Raw genomic sequence first — 21,278 nt, 5'->3', positions numbered from 1 at the left:
CAATCTCGCCAAAAAACGACAAAAACGGCTGTCGAATGATGCTTCGACAGCCGTTTCCTGCTGCAGCCGGCCTTTGCTCGTCCCGGCCGGCCAGCCTTACTCCCGTCCCATCCGTTCCTTGAGCGCCAGCGCCTGGCGCGCGCCGCTCCAATGTCCCATCTGCTCCTGCGACTCGGCCAGCAGGTCGTAATACGGGCCATGCTCCGGCTCCAGCTCGATCAGCTTGCCGAGCAGCGCCAGCCGCTGCGCGGAGCCGGCTTGGACCAGGCCGGCTCTCAGCGCCGCCGTGAACGAGGAGCGCAGCTCGATCCGGTACGCGTCCGCCCACGGGTAATGCTCCGTCTCCAGGTAGTCGCCCCGGTAGAGCCCCGCCGCGTCCTGTCCGGCCTCCCCTTCCAAGCCGGTCTTCGACCGCTCCAGCAGCTCCTCCAGATCGCTGCGGATGCCGCCCGCGTCCAGCCAATACCGCTCGTCTCCATAATGGACGATCTCCCCGCAGCCCTCCGCCTTCAGCAGGCTCCGCAAATAATAGAGCGACGTATGCAGCAGCTTCTGCGCCCGCTCCGCGGAATCGTCCGGCCACAGATGCTCCAGGATGGCATATTTGTAGACCGGTCGGCCGCGATGATGCCAGAGGTAGGCGAACAGCTCCTTGGTCTTGCGGGTGCGCCAGGTGAGCAGGCGGCCGCCTCCGCCGTACAGCTCCATGCTGCCCAGCACCTTCAGCGACAGCGTCGGCGAATCCGGCGGCGGGACGAGGTCGAGCGGACTGGCTTGCCCGGTCCCGGTCCTCCCTGTCGTCGCGCCGCTCGGCTCCTGACCGGCGCCGCTGCGATCGCGCAGCCGGTCCCGCAGGCTCTCGTAGCGCGACAGCGCCTGAAGCAGCTTGTCTTTGGCGACGGGCTTGAGCAGATAGCCGATCGCCTCCGTGCCGAACGCATCCACCGCATAATGGTGGTAGGCCGTCACATAGATCACCTCGGCGTCCGGGCAGACGGCGCGCAGCGCCGCGGCGGCTTCAAGCCCGTTCATGCCGGGCATCTCGATATCCAGGAAGAGAAGCTCGGGCTGCAGCGCGCCGCACTGCGAGATCGCGTCCGCCACGCGCTGGAACTTGCCGACGACATCCACTCCGCCCGCCTCGTTCAGCTTGATTTCCAGGACATCGAGCGCTATTTCTTCATCGTCGATCAAAATCGCCCTCATGCGCGCTCCTCCTTCGTCACGATCATCGTCATTCGAGTCCCCGCCCCCGGGCGGCTGGCGATGTCCAGCTTGCGCCCATACCTCATCTGCAGCCGGCGGTTGACATTGCCGATGCCGATGCCGCCGGCCTGCCCGGCCTCCAGCCTGGCCAGCATCGCCTCGTCCATGCCGACTCCGTCATCCTCGACCCGGATCTCGACCCCAACCGGGATGCTGCGGATCGAGACCGTCACCGTGCCGCCCTCGGGCTTGGGCCCGATGCCGTGGCGGACGGCATTCTCCACGATCGGCTGCAAGGTCAGCGGCGGCAGGAGCGCGCGCGCTCCTTCGTCGACGACGCATTCCACCTGCAGCCGCGGGCCGAAGCGCAGCTGCTCGATCGCCAGATAAGCCCGCGCCAGCTCCAGCTCCCGCTCCAGCGGGACCGCTTCGGCCAGGACAAACGTAAACTTGGCGCGCAAATAGGTCGTCAGATGCTCGATCGTCTCGCGCAGCTTGTCCACGTCCTTGTAGCTCAGCCCGATCAGGGCATTCAACGTGTTGTACAGGAAATGAGGGGTGATCTGGGCCTGCAGGAAGTCCATCTCCCGGCGCACCGCCTGCTCCGAGGAGCTTTTCATCGCCAGCAGCGACTGGACGCGGGCCTTCAGCTCCGCCAGCTCGAACGGCTTGTGCAGAATGTCGTTGGCGCCGGCGGCAAAGGCGGCCACAATGTCTGCGGTCTGGCCGGACGCGGTGAGCATGAGCACAGGAAGCTCGGACAGCCCGTGCAGCGACCGGATCTCCCGGCAGACGTCCAGTCCGGACACGCCGGGCATCATCAGGTCGAGCAGCACGAGATCCGGCTGCCGGCGCCGCAGCGCCTCAAGCGCTTCCGCTCCGCTGCTGACCGCCGTGAAGCGATGTCCGAGCGAGGCGACCGCGTCCAGCGCCACTTTCAGATTGGACGGCTCGTCGTCGACGATCAGAATGTGCAGGGCTGCTGTGGAGCCGCCGCCCTCGCCCAAGCGCATCGGATGCAGCGCCGAAGCGCCGTGCCGCGCTTCGCTCCCTTCCGCCCGCATAGCGGAGGAGGGCGCTGCGGCAGCCGCGGCGGGCCGCTCCCCGGCATCGGCCACCGGCAGCGTGAACGTGAACCTGGATCCTCGTCCGACCTCGGACTCCAGCGACATGGCGCCGCCCTGCAGCTCCACCAGCTGCCGGGCGATGCTCAACCCCAGTCCGATGCCCTCGCGCGAGCCCGCCCCCGATTCGCGGCCATGGACGAACGGCTGGAACAGCTCCTCCCGCAGCTCCGGGGGAATTCCACGGCCCGTGTCGCTGACCGTCACCGCCAGCATGTCTCCCTGCCGTGCGGCCGAGAGCGACACCGTGCCGCGCTCCGTGTATTTCAGCCCGTTTTCGAGCAGATTGTGCAAAATCTGGCGCAGCCGATTCTCGTCCGCCAGGACGAGAGGCAGCTCCGCCGGCAGCTCGTTGCGCAGCCGAATGCCCGGATTGACCGATGCGATCGCCAGCGTCTCCCAGACGAATTCGGCGGAGACCCGCATGTCGACCGGCCTCAGCTGCACCCGCAGCTCCCCGTAGCGGATCCGATTCAGATCGAGGATGTCGCCCACCAGGCCGGCGAGCCTCCTCCCGAGCCGATTCAGCAGCAGGATGTTGTCGCGATGCTCCGCTTGGAGCGGAGTCTCGGCCTGGTCCAGCAGCGACTGGGACAGGTTCACGATGCCGTGCAGAGGCGTCCTCAGCTCATGCGACGTCTTGGCAAGGAACTCATCCTTTTGCCGATCCTGGATCAGCAGCCTCCGAGAGAGCCGCTCGCTCTGCACAAAGGCGGAGCGCAGCCGGTCCGACATCAGGAACGATTGGGACAGCACGACGAGCAGCAGCGTGACGACCATGTAGTAGGGACTGTCCAGCGCCAGCTGATAGCGCGTCTGCGCGAACACCCAGCTGATGATGAGGAAAAAGGTCCCGAGCAGGATGGAATAGACCCTTGCGCCGAGATGGCGCTTGCGAAAGATCGACGTGAAGATGAAGACGAACGAGAGCGTCTGCATGAGGATGCCGGGCCACAGGAGCGGAACGAGCCCCTCGTTGGGAATGAAGATGAGCACGGCCAGAAAGCCGTAGCTCGCTCCCAGGAACGCCTTGAGCCCCCTGCCGGGCTTGTCGTCCAAATACAGCCGGACGTAATGGATGAAGAACAGGATCGACAGCGACGGCACGATGAAGAGCAGCTTCTGCAGCGCCGGGAACGAGATCGACGGAAGCAGCGACGCGAGCACGATCTCGTTGTCGATGCTGAAGAACAGGCCGAGCGAGAGGCAGAACAGGCTGAAGTAGAGCAGGTAAGGCTCGCGCCTCCATTGCCTGAACATGCCGGCGAAATAAAGGCCGAAGACGAGCAGGGCCGTGACGAGAATCATGTCGCCCATGCGCGAGACGTCTCGCCTGGCCGCCACCTCCTCCGCCCGCCCGAACTCCGGCGGCTGCACGAGTCCGCCCGGCAAATACCGGTAGCTGGCCACCTGGATGACGATGTCGATCGTGCGGCTCTCCGCCTTGACCGTCCCCAGGACGGGCAGATTGCTCGGCACGAAGCGGCTCGGGTCCGCAGCGGGCGTTCCGCTGCCTCCAAGCTCGTCCCCCGCCGCGTAAATGCGGCTGGACAGGCGGATCTTTTTTGCTCTCACGCTGTAATATCCCGGCTCGCTCACCTCGATTCGGAGCCGGTACGTTCCCGCGCCGAAGCCGTCCGCCGAGTTCCAGTTGCCGGGCACGTTCAGCAGGCTTCGTTCGCTTTGCAGCTCCTTTTCGCTCTGAGCGAAATCGGCCGGCGTTAGAAGCCTGTCTTCATAAAATTCCCATTCTCCCTGCAGCGGGATGACGCCTTGCTCCGTAAAATCCCAATCGCGGGCGTCGAGGACGCCTGCTCGCGCTTGCGGATAGTTTTCGACGGGATGGAGCCAGTAGTAGACGACGATGGTAGCGGCGGCCGCGAAAATCAGGACCAAGCCGACGAGCAGGAGCAGTTGGTTCTTCATGTCGATTCCTTCCTGATGGCTGATCGGACGGCGTGAATCGTTCCCTCACGAGGAGGATAGCCGCTAGTTCATTATCGGAATAATCGATGGAAATGCTGAACAGCCCGGCTCCGGCGGATGCCGGAAGCGGGCTGTTGCTGTTGCTGTTGCGGGAAGGGAGGATCGGGCGGATGCAGGCGGGCTCAGCCCTCCGCGTGCCGGCTGATCAGATCGACGAGCAGATCGTTCAGCGGCATGATCTGCGGCTCGACGCCCTCCGGCTGCTTATGGCCGTTGCCGATGCCGCTGTCGTCGGTCAGGAACACGTAGCTGCCGCCGGTCGAGACGGCGAGCGTGCGCAGAAGCAGCTCCGTCTCCAGGTCGGTGCCGCTCGCGGCGACCGGCACGATGCGGATGCCCTGCTTCGCCGCCTCGGCGGCCGCATGCTGGATGCTTTCGCGCTCCCGAAGTCCTTGGTGGGGCGGAGCGTCGAGCACGAGCAGCATCAGCCTCGCCCTCGCGCTGCGGCTCCAGTCATGCTCCAGCACGGCATCGGTCAGCGCCTCGGCGACCGCCTCCGGGTAGTCCTGTCCGCCGTCGGCCTCCTGCCGGGCGATATGCGCCTGCGCCTTGACGGCGTCCTCGAGGAACGGGAACGACCGCACGACATACTCGTCGTTGTGGTCGCGGTAGAAGTTCGGGCTGATCCGGACGGTCAGGTTCTGCCCGATGTTTTTCTTGACGCGGGAGACGACGTTCGTCAGCTCGGTCGATAGATAGCTCAGCTCGTCGGCCATCGACCCGGTCGTATCGATCATGAGCAGCAGGTCGAGCACGGCGTCCGGCTGCGCCGCTTCCCGGTCGGTCTCAAGCTTCATGACCCGCCCCGCCCAATCCTTCGCTTCCGCTTCTCGTACGAGAAGTCCGTTCCCCCCGTCGATTTGGACCGAGCAGTCCTGAGGCGCGGCGGCCTGATCTTTTGAGCCTCCCTGCTGCTCGCTCGAAGCAGCCGGCTCGTTTTGCAGCTCCACGTCCTGCCGGCTTCGCGACTCGAGCAGTCCCGCGAACAGCGTCGCCTGTCCCTTGCCGTCGGTGCGAGCCGTCCATTCCCGCTTGCCGCCGCATTGCAGGATGACCTCGACGTCCCGTGCCGGCTTGCCTTTGGCCGTCGCCTGCACCGTCAGGCGGCGATAGGGGGCGAAGCCCCAGGCAGCCGGATAAGGACTGTCCTGAATCAGCTCCGTCCAGCGGCTCCACGCGCCGAGATCGTCCCATTCTCCTGCCGTCAGCATGCCGGCTTGCGGTTCGGGCATTTGCCGCGGCTCTGCCTTTGGAGGCATGGCGTCCGAATGCTGGAGCTCAGCGCTTTCTGCGGCGGATGCTGCGGCGGATGCGTCAGCCGCAGAGGGCTCCTCGCTCCCTTGCGCCGCGGCAGCGCCGGACGAAGCCTCTTCCGCCGCGCTCTTCTGCGGCGCGCCGGCGACGGACTCCCGGCTGGCCGCGTCTACGGCGGCGGCTCCGCCTGCAGAAGCTTCCCCGCTCCCCGGGACCGCCCCTTCATCCGCCGCGCCGCAGCCGGTCAGCAGCGCCGCGATCAGCAGGCTGGCCGTGGCCAGCTTCAGCCGCGGACCGATCTTGGTCCATCGGAGTCCTCGGCCGCTCTCTGGCGCAGGCTGCCGGTTCGTTTCCGTGCCCGACGGCTCGTCGTTTCTCTTTTTCATGCTCATCGCCCCCGGTTGCTTTCCTGTGGGATCAAGACCCAATTCTGGATCTTGCTGTGATGGACGGACGCCCGCTCCGAAAGGTTGCATCGCGGCAGTGCCGCAGGTACAATCAGGAGCAGACGGGAGAGAAATCGACATGGAAACGTATCCGCTGCTGCTGTTGACGCTGACTCATGGCGGCTGGACGAAAGAGCTGGAGATGGAATCGGCCGAGCTGGCGCTCGTCACGGACGCCGGCTCGAGGCTGTGGTATATCGACGTGAACGGAGTGGCCGACAGCGAGCTGCTGGACTATTTCTATACGGCATCGGACATCGGCGTCGAGGTGTCCGCGCTGACGAAGGACGGCCGCAGGCTGGAAGGAACGGCTTACTTCCATGCGAACAAGCTCCATCGGGCCGCCGCGCTGCGCGGCGACGGCGAGCTGATCGGCGTTTAGGCCGGAGGCCGGCGCGGCTCCGGGCCGACCGCGATTCCAAGCAAGAGGCAGCCGGCACGTCGCTCGCGGCGCGCCGGCTGCCTCTTGCATGTTGAAAAAGCAGGGGCGGTTCCGAAGGTCAATGAAAACGACCTTTGGAACCGCCCCTTTTCAAAAATGCGGCCGCTCCCGGGCAGGCAAGGCCTGACATGCATCAGCTCTCCTTGTCTCCCCCGTCGAGCACGCGCAGGTTGTTCCGTCTCCGGCTCGGAGAGCGGACCTCCGCCTCGAGCTCCCGCACTTTGTCCTCCAGCTCGCGGATGCGCCGGGTCAGACGGTAGACCGGCTGGGCCATGAGCGCGACGGCGATCAGCAGCCACACGACCGGCAGCATTCCTTCGCTCATGACCGGTCTTCGCCGACTTCAGCCAGCGCCTCCAGCAGCAGCTCCAGCTCCAGCTCCTGAACCCGCTCCAGCAGCGGCGTATCCGCTCCGGCATGGCCGGTCAGCGCGGAGGCGGCCGCCAGGTCCGTCAGCAGCGCCGGGTCCACGCCCGGCTCGCGGCGCAGCCGGCGGGCGAGAGCCGGCTCCGCATCCGGCGTGCCGTCGAGCAGCTGCTCGGTCCGGCGGCGCCAGGTCTCGGCGCGGGGATGCGGGCCGGCGAGCCGGAACCAATACTTCGCGTTGGAAAAGTCCCCTTCCATCCGGTGCATCATCCCGTGCAGATAGCTGCCGTCGGGACCGTCCAGCTCCTGCGACAGCTCATGCGAGCGGTTCAAGCTGCCGTTGCGCAAATGCAGGCCCGATACGAGCGCCAGCAGCCGCAGCCTCGACTCCTCCTCCCCGATCCGGCGCTCACGCAGCTCCAGCAGCCGCGCCGCCTCCCGGTCGAGACGCCGCTCGCGCTCCTCGACGATCGGATTCCCGTCCGGAGCCAGCGGCAGCCTGCGCTCCTGCAGCGCGGCAGCCAGCTCTGCGGCCAGCCTGACCTGAATTTCCTGAAGTTCCCTTTCCATCCGGACTCCACTCCCTCCTGATTATCCGTCGCCCAGCGGCTCCAGTCCGCCGGCGGCAAGCGCACAGCGGAACCGATGCAGCGAGCCTTCTTCATCCTCGACCGCTACCATGACGCCGCCGTCCGCAGCGACGATGTGATGGATCTCGCCGCCGGGCACGAGCTCCGCCGCCTGTGCCGTAAGCTGCGGCAGCAGGGCGTTCTCGAGCGCGATCCGCTCGCGATGCCAGCGAGGCGGATCGGCGCGCGGCGGGTAACCGCCGGACGGCGCGCCGAGCGCGGCGGCCAAAGCCGCCGGCTCATCCGGCAGGCGTTGCCCTCTGCAGGCGCCGTCCACGAACCGCAGGCAGAGCTCGACGACGCGCCTGACCTCGGCCGCCTCGAGCGTTCCGTTCGCGTAGCGGATCTCGACGGTGCCGATCTCGCTCCACGGCCTCAGATTGATGCCGCAGCGATGGGACTGCGGCCGTCCGCTGCGCCTCAGCGCCGCCAGATCGCCGCTGGCGCGGAAAGCCTCCGCCATCTCCGCCGTGATCGGCGGCGCATAAAAGCGGCGATGCGGGCTCGTGCCGAGCAGAGAGCTAAGCGCTTCCTGCGAGCTCAGCGCCGCCTCCAGCAGCGCGGGGAGCGCGGCTTCGCCGAACGGCTCCAGCCCTACATGCACATGCAGGCCGCAGCTCCAATTGGCTTGCGCCCCTTGCCGCCTCAGCCGCTCCAGCATCGCCTCCGCTTGATCGAGCTGCTCCCAGCGGAGGGGCGGCGACTGCAGCTCGCTGCCCGACGCCTCTCCGTCTCCGTCGATCTGCTTCTCGTCCAGCGCCATCGTCCAGCCCGGCAGCAGCTCCAGCCGCTCCGGCTCGCCGCCGACGAACTCGATCTCCAGCCCGAAGCGCAGCTCCCGCCAGCGCTCCTCCATTCCGTCAGCAACGTTCCACTCGTTCCGTTCTCTCATTCTCGCCATCCTCCCTTTTACGTTTCCTCCGTTCCGACCGGACAGGAAAGCGCAGGGAGGAGCGCGGGCACGCTCGGCTCCGCGAGCGACGGCATCGACGTTTGCGCGAATTCCGGCATTGCAGCCGGATCTGACGCCTGTGCGGACGCCGACATTGCAGCCGGCTCTATCGCCTGTGCGGACGCCGACATTGCAGCTAGCTCTGACGACTGTACGGGCGCCGACATTGCAGCCGGATCTGGCGCGTACGCGGACGTCGGCCCCAGTTTTTGCTCCGGTCTTCTTACGGGATTAACGGGGCACCTTGTCTCTCGTCATCGTCCTTCCTCCCTCGCCGTTCGTTTGGGAATAGTTTACCATAACCTCCAGACCGCACCTAGCACCTTATCCAGCAGGATTATTTGTCATGAACGGCCGCTGCGAAAAGAGCCTGAAAGCAGCTCCCACTTGCTGGAGCTTACCCAGGCTGCAACGACTTGGGCCCGTATCGAAATCGCTCGCGCGATCCAAAGGACGTCGGCCTCTCTCGTCTCGGGCTAGCGGAGGCCGAACCCATCGGAGTTACGCGGAAAAACCGAGTAACTCGAGCGAGCGGAGGCCGAAACGGTTGGAGTTGCTCGGAAAAACCGCGTAACTCGGGCTAGCGGGGGCCGAATCGGGCGGAGTTGCTCGGAAAAACCGAGTAACTCGGGCTAGCGGAGGCTGCACCAGTCGGAGTTACGCGGAAGAACCGAGTAACTCGAGCAAGTGAGTGCCGCACCCGTCGGAGTTGCTCGGAAAAACCGAGTAACTTGGGTTAGCGGGGGCTGCACCAGTCGGAGTTACGTGGAAGAACCGAGTAACTCGAGCAAGTGAGTGCCGCACCCGTCGGAGTTGCTCGGAAAAACCGAGTAACTTGGGTTAGCGGAGGCTGCACCAGTCGGAGTTACGCGGAAGAACCGAGTAACTCGAGCAAGTGAGTGCCGAACCCGTCGGAGTTAAGCGGAAAAACCGAGTAACCCGGGCTAGCGGGGGTCGAAACGGTCGGAGTTGTGAGGCTAATCAAGTAACTCCGGTAGGCAGGCGTGTCGGTTAGAGTCGAAAAGACGGGCTGGCGAGACGCTGTAACCCGATTTTTTCGGGTTACAGCCTGAAAGACAGGCTGGTGAACCGCTGTAACCCGATTTTTTCGGGTTACAGCCTGAAAGACGGGCTGGCGAGACGCTGTAACCCGATTTTTTCGGGTTGCAGCTTGAAAGACGGGCCGGTTAACCGCTGTAACCCGATTTTTTCGGGTTACAGCCTGAAAGACAGGCTGGTGAACCGCTGTAACCCGATTTTTTCGGGTTACAGCTTGAAGACGGGCTGGCGAGACGCTGTAACTCGCAAAAAGGCAAGGCGAGGAGCGGGCAGCTGCCCGTTCCTCGCCTTGCGATCATTTGCCTCACCTTGCGTTGCAAAGACTTGCACAACCTTGCATTGTCTTGCCCAACCTAGCCTTGTCTTGCCCAACCTAGCCTTGACCTGCCCAACCTTGCATGGCCGCGCCCAGTCTACTAGCCTTGCTTTGCGCTTCCCCGCGCTTGCACAACCCGGCTTTGCCGCGCCCAGCTTTGCCGCGCTGCCTTGCGCCGGGCATCTGGCCCCACGCCCGCGCGGCCTACCGCTTCGCGACGTATTTGCGGATGTCGAACGAGACCGCCGCCACGATGATGAGCCCTTTGATGATGAGCTGCCAGTACGGGCTGACGCCGATGAACGTGAGGCCGTAGTTGATGACGCCGAAGATGAGCACGCCGGCCATGATGCCCGGCACGGTGCCGATGCCGCCGGCCGTCGACACGCCGCCGACGACGCAGGCCGCGATCGCGTCCAGCTCGTACATGTTGCCGTAGTTGTTCGTCGCGCCGCCGGTGCGCGCCGCCTCGAGCACGCCGCCGAGGCCGTACAGGGCGCCGGCGATCGCGTAGATGAAGATCAGGTTGCGGGCGACGTTGATGCCCGACACATGCGCCGCCTGCACGTTGCCGCCGATCGCGTACATGTTTTTGCCGAGGCGCGTCTTGTTGAAGACGACCCAGCAGATCAGGCCGACGCCGACGGCGATGAGCACAATGTACGGAAGCGTGTAGCCTCCGCCGAAGTGGATCGAGCCGGTGCCGATCTTGGTGAAGTCCGGTCGCAGGCCGGCGATCGGCTGCGACTGGTTCGGATCGGAGTCGAAGTAGATCGAGTTGATGCCGTACACGGCGACCATCGTGCCGAGCGTGGCGATGAACGGCGGCACCTTGAGCTTGGCGATGATGAAGCCGTTGACGCAGCCGACGAGCAGGCCGGCGACGATGCCGACGACGATCGGGATGCCGACCCACAGCTGGGGCAGGTTCGGGAAAAACTTCGCCGCATAGGTGTCCACCTGCAGCATCGAGGCGGAGACGACCGCCGTCAGGCCGACGACGCGGCCCGCGGACAGGTCGGTGCCGCCGGTGATGAGCACGAAGCCCGCCCCGAGCGCGATGATCGCGCGGGTGGAGTTCTGCTGCAGGATGTCGCGCAGCGTCGAGTACGCCAGGAACGTCGGGTCCATGATCGCGATCGCGACGACGAGCAGGATGAGGACGAGGAAGATCGCCCGGTTGGTGACGAGATGCTTCAGATAGCCCAGGACCGCCTGGCCGGCCGGCTTTTTCGCCGGCGTGTTCATTTGAGTGCTCATGAATGCTGTTCCCTCCTGGCTAAGCCATCCGCTGCTGCGCGGCCAGCCGCATGATTTCCTGCTCCGTCGCCTTGCGTCCGTCGAGGATGCCGGTCATCCGTCCCTCGCTCATGACCATGATGCGGTCGGACATGCCGAGCAGCTCCGGCATCTCCGAGCTGATCATGACGATGCTGCGGCCTTGGCGCGCCAGCTCGGCGATAATCGTGTAGATCTCGAACTTGGCGCCGACGTCGATGCCGCGCGTCGGCTCGTCGAGCAGCAGGATTTCCGGATCGGTGAGCAGCCAGCGGGCGAGCAGCACCTTCTGCTGGTTGCCGCCCGACAGGTTGCGGATCTGCGTGTCCACGCCCGGCGTTTTCGTGCGGAACTTGGCGACGTTGTCGGCCGCCTCCCGCCGTCCCTTGCGCTCGTCGATCAGGCCGAGCCGGCTGCGGTAGCGGCCCAGGTTGGCGATGATCGTATTTTCGTACACGGACAGCACCGGAAAGATGCCCGTCGTCCGCCGCTCCTCGGTCAGCAGCGCGATGCCGTGCTTCTTGGCGTCGGCCGGCGACTTGATGCTGACCTTGCGCCCGTCGATCTCGATCGTGCCGGACTTCAGCTGGCGCAGGCCGAACAGCGCCTCGATCAGCTCGGTCCGCTGCGCGCCGACGAGTCCGCCGACGCCGAGAATCTCGCCGCGCTTCAGCTCGAAGCTGACGTTTTGGAACGACATCGGATTCGTCGACGTGAGGCCGTCGGCCTTCAGGATGACCGAGGAAGGCGTGTTGCTGCGCTCGGGGAAGCGCTCGCTCAGATCGCGGCCGACCATGCGGCTGATGATCAGGTCGGTCGTCAGCTCGGACGCCTCCCAGGTGCCGATGTACTTGCCGTCGCGCATGATCGTCACGTCGTCGGAGATGCGCAGGATCTCCTCCATCTTGTGCGAGATGTAAATGATCGAGACGCCGCGCCTGCGCAGCTTCTCGATGATCTCGAACAGCTGCTCGACCTCGTTGCCGGTCAGCGACGACGTCGGCTCGTCCATGACGATCACCTTGGATTGGAACGACACCGCCTTGGCGATTTCCAGCGACTGGATCTTGGAGACGGACAGGCTGCCGACCTGCGCCTGCGGGTCGATGTCGAGGCCGAGATCGAGCAGCAGCGCCTGCGTGTCGCGGCGCATGCGGCGCTCGTCGACGAGCCGCAGCGGCCAGATGCCCCTGAGCGGGAAGCGCCCGAGCCAGATGTTCTCCATGACGCTGCGATGCGGCACCGGATGCAGCTCCTGGTGGATCATCGACACGCCATGCGACAGCGCGGCCCTGGAATTCGGGATGTCGACGCGCTCGCCGTCGAGACGGATCTCGCCTTCATCCGGCTTGTAGATGCCGAACAGGCATTTCATGAGCGTCGATTTGCCGGCGCCGTTCTCGCCCATGAGGGCATGGACCGTGCCGGGGCGCACGTTCAGGCTGACCCCGCTCAGCGCCTGCACGCCGGGAAAAGCTTTGGAGATGCCGCGCATCTCCAATCGATAAGGGGAGCTCATCGCTCGCGCCTCCTTTGCTGGGAAAAAGTCGGACGGCCTACGGGACGGCCGCGGAGCGGCCCTGCCGTGCCGGCGAGCGCCGGCGGGATGCAAAAGGGAGCCCGCCGCGTCCCGGGCTGCGGGCTCCCTGGCCGAGTCCCGCTTATTGCTGGGCGTCGGCGATGTTGTCCTTCAAAATCTTCTTGTAGGCGATCCAGACGTACTTGCCGTCGGTGATGTCGTAGCCGGTGTTCTCCTTCGTCGGCGTCTCGCCTTTGGCCAGCGCCGTCGCCAGGGCGACCGTCGCGCCGCCTTGGTTCTTGGCGTCGTTGAGCACGGTGCCGAGCAGCGTGCCGTCCTGCAGCGCCTGGATCGCCGGAGCGGTCGCATCGACGCCGACGACCGGCATGAACTTGTCGCCGGAGAAGTAGCCCGCCGCCTTCAGCGCCTCGATCGCGCCGAGCGCCATGTCGTCATTGTTGGCCAGCACCGCTTCGATGCTCTCGCCGCGCGCCGCGAGCCAAGCCTGCATTTTGTCCTGGCCCTTGACGCGGTCCCACATCGCCGTATCCTGCTCCAGCTTCTCGACCTTGATGCCGGCGTCCTCGATCGCCTGGATGGAGTACTTCGTGCGCAGCTCGGCGTCCTGGTGGCCCGGCTCGCCCTGCAGCATGACGTACTGGAGCACGCCGTCCTTGTTTTTGTCCGCTTCCGGATGGGCTTTCCAGTAGTCGGCGATGATCTGGCCGGACAGCGTGCCGGACTCCTCCGCCTTCGCGCCGACGTAGTACACCTTATCCCACTTGTTCATGTCCTCGGCGACCGGCTCGCGGTTCAGGAACACGACCGGAATGTCGGCCGCCTGGGCCTTGTCGATGATGACGCCGGCCGCCGTGCGGTCGACCGCGTTGATCGCCAGCGCCTTGTATTTCTTGGAGATGAACAGGTCGACCTTCTCGTTCTGCGTCGGCTGGGCGTTCTGGCTGTCGACGATGTCGAGCTGCGCCTTGCCCTCGGCCGCCGCCGTCATCGCGTTGCGCACGCCGGTCATGAACGTGTCGTCGAACTTGTAGATCGCCACGCCGATCTTCGGCTGGTCGCCGCCGCTGCCGGAGTCTCCGCCCGCGTTGCCGCCGCCGTTGTTGCCGCCGCAGCCGGCCGCCGTCACCATGACCGCCGCGAGCGCCGCCGCGAGTGCCGCTTGTTTTTTCATAAGGAATGACCTCCTGAAGGATGTAGGATGGGGGTTCGGCAGCGATCGCCTTCTCGGCGCCGCCGTCCGTTCTCATGCTCTTATTATGAAAGGGCTTGCGCTTTTTTCGAATCGAAAATCTTCCTGCTTTCTATCGAAATCTTCATTAGCTTTTTGCAGACAGACGAAAAATAGGCCCGTTCGGGCCTATTTGACGAAAGGAAACAGCAGCTTCTGATTGTCCATCCAGAACATGCTGTCCGGGCTGACCGCCTTGGTCGCGAGCGCGACTCTCGCCTCCGGCTTCTCTCCGCGCAGCAGCCGGTCGGCCTGCCGCATGCCGAGATAGCCGGCGTTGAAGCCGCTCTGCACGACGAGCCGGTCGATGACGCCGTCCTGCAGCAGCTCCAGCTGCTCCGTCTCGCTTCCGAAGCCGACGATCTTCACCTCGGAGGAAGCGCCGCGTCGAAGCGACTCCCGCGCCGAGCTGAGAACGCCCTGCTCCTGGAGCGCGACGATGCCGTCCGCCTCGTCCATGAGCTGGCGCGCCGCCTCGCTGCAGCCGTCGGAGGAGGAGCCGCAGGAGTAGCCCTCGGTGACCGTGATCGCCGGATGGCGGGCGAGCTCTTCCAGCACGCCGGCATGCCGCTCCTCGTAGCCGGGTGCGGAGGAGTCGGCGCCGAGCACGGCCACGCGCCCGTAGCCGCCGAGCAGCTCCGCCATCGCCGCGCCGGCCTGGCGGCCGGCCTCGCGGTTGTCGATCGTCACCGCGCTCGCGACTCCGTCCACCGGATAAGCGTCGCTCAGCGTGATCACGGCCGCTCCAGCCGCATGTGCGAGCTTCACCACCTCCGCCAGCTGCAGCTCGCCGTCGGGGTCGAGCAGCAGCGCCTCCGCGCCTTCCTTCAGCGCGCGGCTCGCCGCCTCCGCCTGGCCTTCACCGGGCCGGCCCGCCTCCTTCTCCACATAGTCGAGCCGGTAGCCAAATTCCTTGGCCGCCGCCTCCGCGCCGAGCCGGATCGCGCCGGCTAGCGCGCCGTCCGACTGCGGCGCGATCAGCGCGGCCAGACGGGGCGGCGGCGACGCGGCAGGCGCGGCGGAGCCGGAGCAGCCGGCGGCGGCGAGCAGCGGCAGGAGCAGCAGGGCGGCCGGGAGCCGTGCGGACAGCCATGCGGAGTCCGGCGAGCCGGCCGACAGCCCGCGCAGGCGGCGGATGCGCGCGAAGGAGCGCCGTCCGAGTCGCTCAAGGCTGCTTTTCATCGTCGATCTCCTCCTCTGCGGCTTCCGCCGGAATGCGCACCGTCACCGTCATGCCCTCCTCGAGCTCGCTGCGGAACTCGAGGCCGTACGCCGCGCCGTAATACAGCCGGATCCGGTCGTGGATGTTGCGCAGCGCGACGCCGGAGCCCTTGCCCGTCCGCGACGGCCGGCGCTCCGGCGCCTCCGCGCTCCCGCGTTCCCCGCTGAGCAGCAGCGCGGCCGCCTCCGGCGCCATGCCGGCGCCGTTGTCCTCGACGAGCAGCGTCAGCACGCCGTCTTCCACGAACGCCTGCACCTCGATCCGCCCTTCATCCGCCGAATATTCGAGCCCGTGCTCGATCGCGTTCTCCAGCAGCGGCTGCAGCACGAGCTTCAGCGTCCGGCAGCGCTCCGCCTCCTCCGTCGCCCGGATGGCGAACGTGAACTTGCGGCCGAAGCGCAGCTGCTGGATCGTGAGGTAATGATGCGCGTGCTCCAGCTCGTCCTTGACCGAAATGAGCGTGCGTCCTTGGCTGAGGCTGATGCGGAACAGCTTGGACAGCGAGGTGATCATCGTGACGACCTCCTCGCCGCGGCTCATCGCCGCCATGCGCACGACCGAGTTGAGCGTGTTGTACAGAAAGTGCGGATTGATCTGGGCTTGCAGCGCCTCCAGCTCATGCCGCCGCTTGGACTCCTGCTCCAGCACGATCTGCCCCATGAGCTGGCGGATCTTGTGCACCATCAGATTGAAGCGGCGCGACAGCCGCTCGACCTCGAGCGGTCCCTCGACCGGCAGCTCGACGTCGAACTGGCCTCTTTCCACGGAGCGCATCATCTTCTCCACCCGCTTGAGCGGCCGGATGATCGAGCGGGCGAGCAGCATGCCGAAGAGCAGCACGAGCACGAGACTGGCGGCGACGACGCGCACGAGGTAGCGGTTCACTTCCTCCCGCGTCGTGAGCAGCTCGTCGAGGTAGCTCACGCCGACGATCTTCCACCCGATGTTGGCGACCGACTTGACGGTGACGAGCCTGCGCTCTCCGTCCAGCTCCTCGACATAGTCGCCGGAGGAGACGAGCGCGCCTTCGACGTTCTCCCGCTTGAGCCCCATGTAGATGAGCTGCTGCTGCGGATGGTAGACGATGTTGCCCGCGCCCTCGTCGATGATGTAGGCGTAGCCCTGCCGGCCGAGGCTGATGCGGCTGCACAGCTCGTCGATCTGCTTGAAGTTGATGTCGACGAGCAGGATGACCTCCTGCGCCTGTCCGTCCTGCTGCACGGTGACGCGCTTGCTCATGCTGACGACCCACGGATAGCCGCCTTTGTACAGGTTCTGGATATGCGGCAGCGAGAAGCCGAGATGGTCCGGCACGCGCAGCGCCGCCTGGAACCAGCCCTGGCCCGTCACGTTCGCGCTCGGGCGCAGCTCCGCGGCCGGGCGGTTTTTGAGCAGCGTGCCGTCCTCGGCGAACAGCGCGATCGAGACGATGTCGTCGCGGCTGCCCATGAGCGTGTCGAGCTGCGTGTCGACCTCGCTGCCGTCCCATCGGCCTTTGTCCAGCAGGTTCTGCTCGATCGCCCGATAAAAGCTCGACAAGCCGCGCACGTAGTCCTCGAGGTTGTAGCTGACCTGATCGACGATCTGGCTGGAGGAGGTGAAGGCGCTGCGCTCCGCCGATGCGGAGAACTTGTCGTGCAGCAGGAAGGCGACCGTGCCGATCGCGATGACGATCATGACGGAGAACGACCAGGTGACGATCGACTGGATGCTGCTGACGCGCGAATGGCGCACCCGCTCCTTGAAGCGGGCCGCCTCCTTGAGCGTCGGCCGCTTCACGGCAGCGGCCCCGCTTCCGCTTCCTTGGCCCGGCTGCGGTATTCCTTGGGCGTCGTGCCGGTATGCTTCTTGAAGCAGAAGCTGAAGTAGTTCGGCTCGGAGAAGCCGATCCGCTCGGCGATCTCGAACGCCTTGAGCTCGGTCGAGCGCAGCAGCTCCTGCGCGAGCTCCATGCGCAGCTGCAGCACGTACTGGAGGAACGTGAGCTTCACCTCGCGCTTGAACAGCCCGCAAAAATAGCCGGCGCTGATATGCAGATGCGAGCAGACCCTCGCGATCGACAGCTCGGGATCATGCAGATGCGCGCGGGTGAAGCGGATCGCCTCCTCCACCAGATCCTTGTACGCATGCTGGCGCGTGCCCGCGATGCGCTGCATGACGGCCGCGCCGAGCTCCCCCAGCCAGCGCCTCGCCTCGCCGAGTCCGGCGAGCCGGGACAGCTCGGCATACGGCTGCGCTCCGGCTCCGAGCAGCTCCTCGAGCTCGACGCCGGCGGACTGGGCCGTGCGGCAGATCGCCGTCAGCACTTCCATGAGGTACATCTGGATGCCGCTGTACGTATGGCTTTCCCGAATCTCGCCGAGAATGTCCGCCAGCAGCGCCTCCAGCTCCTCGGCCGTGCCGACCTTGAGGCAGCGCGCGAGCGCCTGCTCGCGCAGCTCGTCGAAGCGCAGCGGCTCCGACGGCCGGCGCTCGACGTCCTGCAGGAAGACGAGCCGGTCCATGCCGGGCACGAGCCGATAGTCGAGCGCGAGCAGCGCTTCCTCGTACGCTTCCTGCAGCTCGGACAGGCTGCGCTTGGGCAGGCCGGTGCCGATCGTCACGGGCAGCCGCAGGTAGAATTCGACGCTGCGCGCGAGCTGCTCCAGCGTCTGCTGGCAGCTCTCCTTCCAGCCGGCCTCCGCGATGCCGAAGTCCATGAGCACGATGCTGTCCTGATGGAGGAAAGCGATGCCGCGCCGCGCCGCCGACCAGATCTCCTCGGCGACGTTGAGCACGGCGAACAGCTTCAGCTCCTCGTCCGGCGACTGCCGGAGCGAGCCCTCCGTGCCCGCGTCCTCCTCCAGCTCTCCGATGCGGACGACGGATACCGAGCAGCCCTCCCCGTCCAGGCTCAGGCCATACTGCTCGGCCTTGCGCCGAATGGCCGCCTCCGGGTAGCGGCGATACAGCAGCGAGCTGAGGAACTGCCCGCGCAGCTGCGGCAGGCTCCGGTAATAGTGCTCCCGCAGCTCGCGCGCGTCCTCGCGCTCCGCGCGCTCGCGGTCCATCCTTTCCTTAAGTCCGCGCAGCAGCTCCGTCAGGCTCGCCGCCGTGAACGGCTTGAGCAGGTACTCGTCGACGCTCAGCGAGACGGCCTGGCGGGCATAGTCGAACTCGTCGTAGCCGGTCAGGATGACCGTCTTGGCCAGCGGCAAGGCCGCCTGCAGCCGGCGGACGAGCTCGAGCCCGTCCACGAACGGCATGCGGATGTCCGTCAGCACGACGTCCGGCAGCAGCCGCTCGGCCAGCTCCAGCGCCTCCAGGCCGTTCTCGGCCGTCGCCGCGACCTCGAAGCCGCACTCCTCCCAGCGGATCTCCGCCCGCAATCCTTCTCGGACATCGGCCTCGTCATCGGCCAGCAACACTCGGTACATGCGATCCTCTCCTGCCCTCTTGTCTCTCGGAACTAAAACAATAGCAGGTCGCGTCTCTGTTGTAAACGCATACTTATTGGGCGTGCAGACGCGAAAAAGCCGCCCCTGACGACCGTGGCGGTCGTCAGGGGCGGCTTCGCAGGCTCCGGGCGGAGCGGACGGCGGCTTATTTGCCGTGCAGCACTTCGGGGGTCGTCAGCTGATCGTAGAAATCGACGATCCGGTCCTGCTTGTCCGAGCCGCGCTGCGCCATCGCCGAGCGGGGATGCTCGTCGAGCAGGCCGGTCACCATGTACTCCATGATGTATCCCCACTCTTCCTTTTGGCGAAGCGGCAGCATATGCTTCTCGATCATCTCCAGCACCGGGCGGACGCTGTACTTCGTGCCCGGCAGATGGGCGACGAGCAGCTCCGTGTTGCAGTTGCCGGCGGCGCGGCCCATGCCGTATACGCTCGCGTCGAGGAACTCGACGCCCTTGTCGACGGCGAGCAGCGTGTTGGCGAACGCGAGCTGCTGGTTGTTGTGCGTATGCACGCCCAGCTTCTTGTTCGGCAGATGCTGCTTGAACTTGTCGATCAGGTAGCCGAAGTCGCTCGGCTTGAGGCTGCCGTAGGAATCGACGACGTACACGACGTCGACGACGCTCTCGCGGATCGCGTCGAACGCCTCGATCAGCTGGTTCTCCATGACGTTGGACAGCGCCATGATGTTGAGCGTCGTCTCGTAGCCGCGCTCATGGAACAGCTCCACGAGCTCGAGCGCCTTGTCCACGTCCTGGATGTAGCAGGCGACGCGGATCAGGTCGAGCATGCTCTCCGAGCGGGGCAGCACGTCGCTCTCGTCGACGCGGCCGATGTCCACGAGGGCGGACAGCTTCGTCCGGCCCTTGTTCGGGAGCACCTTGCGCAGGAAGTCGTCGTTCAGGAAGCGCCAAGGGCCTGCGGCATCCGCGCCCTTGAGCAGCTTCGGCGAGTTTTTGTAGCCGATCTCCATATACTCGACGCCGGCCTCGTCCAGGCTGCGGTATAGATCTTGCACGAATTCGATGCTGAAGTCCCAGTTGTTCACGAGGCCTCCATCACGGACGGTGCAGTCGACAATTTTGCTTGGGGTCGTTTTGGCGGACATGATCGCAGAACTCCTAACATGGTAAGGTAACGTTCATCCTATGATACGGGAAATCGGTAAAGAACGCAAAAGATTTGTCGTGCCGGCTCCGTCTCAGCGGAGCTCCATGCCGCCGTCCCGCAGCACGAGCTCCGCGAGCGTGCGCGTCATGACTCCGGTCGCGCCCTTGCTCTCCCAGCCGCGCGGCCGGCCGATCCACGACGTGCCGGCGATGTCGACATGCACCCAAGGCTTGTCCTCCGCGAACGCGCCGATGAACAGGCCGGCGATGCTCGCCGCGCCTTCCCGGCCCGCGCCGTTTTTCAGATCGGCGGCGGCGCTGTCGAGCTTGCGGCGGAATTCGGCATAGGCCGGCAGCGGCCAGACGCGCTCGCCGCTGCGGATCGCCGCTTCCTCCAGCTCGCGACTCAGCGTCTCGTCGTTGCCGAGGATGCCGGAGGCCGTGTCGCCGAGCACCGACACGACCGCGCCGGTCAGCGTCGCCACGTCGACGAGCTTCGTCGCCCCGCGCCGGATCGCGGTCGTCATCCCGTCCGCGAGCACGAGCCTGCCCTCGGCGTCCGTGTTGACGATCTCCACGGTCATGCCGTTCATCATCGTCAGCACGTCGCCCGGCTTGAACGCCCGGTCGGAGATCATGTTCTCGGCCGAAGGGATGACCGCGACGACGTTGGCCTTCGGCTTGAGCTTGCCGATGATCCGCATCGCGCCGAGCACCGCCGCCGCGCCGCCCATGTCGCCGATCATATCCTCCATCCCGGGAGCGCGCTTGAGCGAGTAGCCCCCGGTATCGAACGTGATGCCCTTGCCGATCAGGCCCCATTTCTCGACGCTGTCCGGATCGCCCTCGTAATGCAGCACGATCATGCGCGGCGGATGGACGCTGCCTTTGCCGACGCCGAGCAGGCCGCCCATGCCGAGCTCTCCCGCCGTCCACTCGTCGATGATCTCGACGTCGAGCTCCGCCTCGTCCGCGAGCCGCTCCGCTTCCTCGGCCAAAGCCTCCGGCGTCAGCTCGCTTCCCGGCAGATGCACGAGATCGCGCGCCCAGGCGACCGCCTCGCCGGCGAGCTGGCCGCGCGCGAACCCTTCGTTCCAGGCCGCCGCTCGGCCTTCGTCCGCGCCGCCGCACAGCTGCAGCTCGATCTGCAGCTCACTCGCCGCCGGCGGCTCGCCGGAGCGCGACTTGGCGCGCTCGTAGCCGCCGAGCGTCAGCCCTTCGGCCAATGCCGCGGCCGCCTGCGCCGTGCCGAGGCTGTCGCCTACGCCGTCATGCAGCTGCAGCGGCACGAGCAGCACGGCGCGCTCCGCTTTTTGCGCCTTGAGCTCCCGTGCCGCGGCCGCGCCGAGGCGGCGCAGCCCGTCGCCCGTCGCGAACGACTCGCCGAGGCCGACGAACACGGCCGCCTCCGCCTCATGCAGGCCGAGCAGCGGCATCGTCAGCGTCTGCTCCGCCGCCGCCTTGAAGGCGCCGAGCCGAAAGCTGCGGCGCAGCGCCTCCCGCACGGCGGGAACCGCGAGCGGGTCGCCGGCTCCAAAGTCGCCTCCGGCCGCGTCCTCCTGCAGCTCGGCCGGAGCCACCGGCCGCACGATCAGCGCGCCGGCCGCTTCCGCCGCCTCCGAAACCTTATGAGAAAAAGTGATGGTCCTGTTCATTCGTTTCCGCTTCCTTTCGCTTTCCCTCG

15 protein-coding genes are annotated in these 21,278 nt (G+C 66.1%); 1 reads left to right on the top strand and 14 read right to left on the bottom strand.

The window, feature by feature from the left end:
- Nucleotides 1-96: 96 nt before the first annotated feature.
- The 3 genes from NYE40_RS07900 to NYE40_RS07890 form a co-directional block, all read right to left on the bottom strand.
- Nucleotides 97-1,206, bottom strand: coding sequence for a response regulator (locus NYE40_RS07900; RefSeq protein ID WP_028599911.1), 1,110 nt, complete (start codon nt 1,204-1,206; stop codon nt 97-99).
- Entirely contained in the window at nt 1,203-4,256 is a 3,054-nt protein-coding gene (locus NYE40_RS07895; protein WP_101808819.1) for an ATP-binding protein, read from the bottom strand. The genes NYE40_RS07900 and NYE40_RS07895 overlap by 4 nt, the downstream gene beginning before the upstream one ends.
- A gap of 182 nt (nt 4,257-4,438) precedes the next feature.
- The gene (locus tag NYE40_RS07890; RefSeq protein WP_164820182.1) at nt 4,439-5,956 is read right to left on the bottom strand and encodes a vWA domain-containing protein; all 1,518 of its coding nucleotides are present in this window, start codon (nt 5,954-5,956) and stop codon (nt 4,439-4,441) included.
- A 139-nt stretch (nt 5,957-6,095) separates the two neighbouring features.
- Between NYE40_RS07890 and NYE40_RS07885 the strand changes: the two genes are divergently transcribed.
- A complete protein-coding gene (locus tag NYE40_RS07885) occupies nt 6,096-6,398 on the top strand; it encodes a hypothetical protein (RefSeq protein ID WP_028599914.1) in 303 nt (100 codons plus the stop codon).
- Between the two features lie 193 nt (nt 6,399-6,591).
- Here the strand turns inward: NYE40_RS07885 and NYE40_RS07880 are convergent, their stop codons facing one another.
- The 11 genes from NYE40_RS07880 to NYE40_RS07830 form a co-directional block, all read right to left on the bottom strand.
- Nucleotides 6,592-6,783 carry a hypothetical protein gene (locus NYE40_RS07880; protein ID WP_028599915.1) on the bottom strand — a complete coding sequence of 64 codons (192 nt, stop codon included), beginning with the start codon at nt 6,781-6,783 and terminating at the stop codon, nt 6,592-6,594.
- On the bottom strand, nt 6,780-7,394 hold the full coding sequence (locus NYE40_RS07875; protein ID WP_101808818.1) for a hypothetical protein: 615 nt from the start codon (nt 7,392-7,394) through the stop codon (nt 6,780-6,782). Before NYE40_RS07875 ends, NYE40_RS07880 begins: the two co-directional genes overlap by 4 nt.
- 21 nt (nt 7,395-7,415) lie before the next feature.
- Nucleotides 7,416-8,345, bottom strand: a complete 930-nt coding sequence (locus tag NYE40_RS07870; RefSeq protein ID WP_164820183.1) for an amidoligase family protein — start codon at nt 8,343-8,345, stop codon at nt 7,416-7,418.
- 1,639 nt (nt 8,346-9,984) lie between these two features.
- A complete protein-coding gene (gene mglC, locus NYE40_RS07865) occupies nt 9,985-11,028 on the bottom strand; it encodes a galactose/methyl galactoside ABC transporter permease MglC (RefSeq protein ID WP_052333458.1) in 1,044 nt (347 codons plus the stop codon).
- Nucleotides 11,029-11,059: 31 nt separating this feature from the next.
- On the bottom strand, nt 11,060-12,577 hold the full coding sequence (locus tag NYE40_RS07860; RefSeq protein WP_028599918.1) for a sugar ABC transporter ATP-binding protein: 1,518 nt from the start codon (nt 12,575-12,577) through the stop codon (nt 11,060-11,062).
- 142 nt (nt 12,578-12,719) lie between these two features.
- Complete coding sequence (locus NYE40_RS07855) at nt 12,720-13,769, bottom strand: galactose ABC transporter substrate-binding protein (RefSeq protein ID WP_028599919.1); 1,050 nt, start codon at nt 13,767-13,769, stop codon at nt 12,720-12,722.
- A 186-nt stretch (nt 13,770-13,955) separates the two neighbouring features.
- Nucleotides 13,956-15,008, bottom strand: coding sequence for a substrate-binding domain-containing protein (locus NYE40_RS07850; RefSeq protein WP_339279743.1), 1,053 nt, complete (start codon nt 15,006-15,008; stop codon nt 13,956-13,958).
- On the bottom strand, nt 14,992-16,725 hold the full coding sequence (locus NYE40_RS07845; RefSeq protein ID WP_339280034.1) for a sensor histidine kinase: 1,734 nt from the start codon (nt 16,723-16,725) through the stop codon (nt 14,992-14,994). The genes NYE40_RS07850 and NYE40_RS07845 overlap by 17 nt, the downstream gene beginning before the upstream one ends.
- A gap of 98 nt (nt 16,726-16,823) precedes the next feature.
- Entirely contained in the window at nt 16,824-18,464 is a 1,641-nt protein-coding gene (locus NYE40_RS07840) for a response regulator (RefSeq protein ID WP_028599921.1), read from the bottom strand.
- Between the two features lie 166 nt (nt 18,465-18,630).
- A complete protein-coding gene (locus NYE40_RS07835; RefSeq protein WP_028599922.1) occupies nt 18,631-19,593 on the bottom strand; it encodes an aldolase catalytic domain-containing protein in 963 nt (320 codons plus the stop codon).
- 93 nt (nt 19,594-19,686) lie between these two features.
- The gene (locus NYE40_RS07830; protein ID WP_339279742.1) at nt 19,687-21,249 is read right to left on the bottom strand and encodes a leucyl aminopeptidase; all 1,563 of its coding nucleotides are present in this window, start codon (nt 21,247-21,249) and stop codon (nt 19,687-19,689) included.
- Nucleotides 21,250-21,278 lie beyond the last annotated feature (29 nt).

This window comes from Paenibacillus sp. FSL W8-1187 (assembly GCF_037965485.1).
Lineage (GTDB): Bacteria > Bacillota > Bacilli > Paenibacillales > Paenibacillaceae > Paenibacillus_O > Paenibacillus_O pasadenensis.
This window is presented reverse-complemented; position numbering and strand designations above follow the sequence as displayed.

Excerpts from the sequence above, each read along its gene's own strand:
- NYE40_RS07900 (WP_028599911.1), bottom strand. The coding sequence starts at position 1,206 with ATGAGGGCGATTTTGATCGACGATGAAGAAATAGCGCTCGATGTCCTG.
- NYE40_RS07895 (WP_101808819.1), bottom strand. The coding sequence starts at position 4,256 with ATGAAGAACCAACTGCTCCTGCTCGTCGGCTTGGTCCTGATTTTCGCG.
- NYE40_RS07890 (WP_164820182.1), bottom strand. The coding sequence starts at position 5,956 with ATGAAAAAGAGAAACGACGAGCCGTCGGGCACGGAAACGAACCGGCAG.
- NYE40_RS07885 (WP_028599914.1), top strand. The coding sequence starts at position 6,096 with ATGGAAACGTATCCGCTGCTGCTGTTGACGCTGACTCATGGCGGCTGG.
- NYE40_RS07880 (WP_028599915.1), bottom strand. The coding sequence starts at position 6,783 with ATGAGCGAAGGAATGCTGCCGGTCGTGTGGCTGCTGATCGCCGTCGCG.
- NYE40_RS07875 (WP_101808818.1), bottom strand. The coding sequence starts at position 7,394 with ATGGAAAGGGAACTTCAGGAAATTCAGGTCAGGCTGGCCGCAGAGCTG.
- NYE40_RS07870 (WP_164820183.1), bottom strand. The coding sequence starts at position 8,345 with ATGAGAGAACGGAACGAGTGGAACGTTGCTGACGGAATGGAGGAGCGC.
- mglC (WP_052333458.1), bottom strand. The coding sequence starts at position 11,028 with ATGAACACGCCGGCGAAAAAGCCGGCCGGCCAGGCGGTCCTGGGCTAT.
- NYE40_RS07860 (WP_028599918.1), bottom strand. The coding sequence starts at position 12,577 with ATGAGCTCCCCTTATCGATTGGAGATGCGCGGCATCTCCAAAGCTTTT.
- NYE40_RS07855 (WP_028599919.1), bottom strand. The coding sequence starts at position 13,769 with ATGAAAAAACAAGCGGCACTCGCGGCGGCGCTCGCGGCGGTCATGGTG.
- NYE40_RS07850 (WP_339279743.1), bottom strand. The coding sequence starts at position 15,008 with ATGAAAAGCAGCCTTGAGCGACTCGGACGGCGCTCCTTCGCGCGCATC.
- NYE40_RS07845 (WP_339280034.1), bottom strand. The coding sequence starts at position 16,725 with ATGATCGTCATCGCGATCGGCACGGTCGCCTTCCTGCTGCACGACAAG.
- NYE40_RS07840 (WP_028599921.1), bottom strand. The coding sequence starts at position 18,464 with ATGTACCGAGTGTTGCTGGCCGATGACGAGGCCGATGTCCGAGAAGGA.
- NYE40_RS07835 (WP_028599922.1), bottom strand. The coding sequence starts at position 19,593 with ATGTCCGCCAAAACGACCCCAAGCAAAATTGTCGACTGCACCGTCCGT.
- NYE40_RS07830 (WP_339279742.1), bottom strand. The coding sequence starts at position 21,249 with ATGAACAGGACCATCACTTTTTCTCATAAGGTTTCGGAGGCGGCGGAA.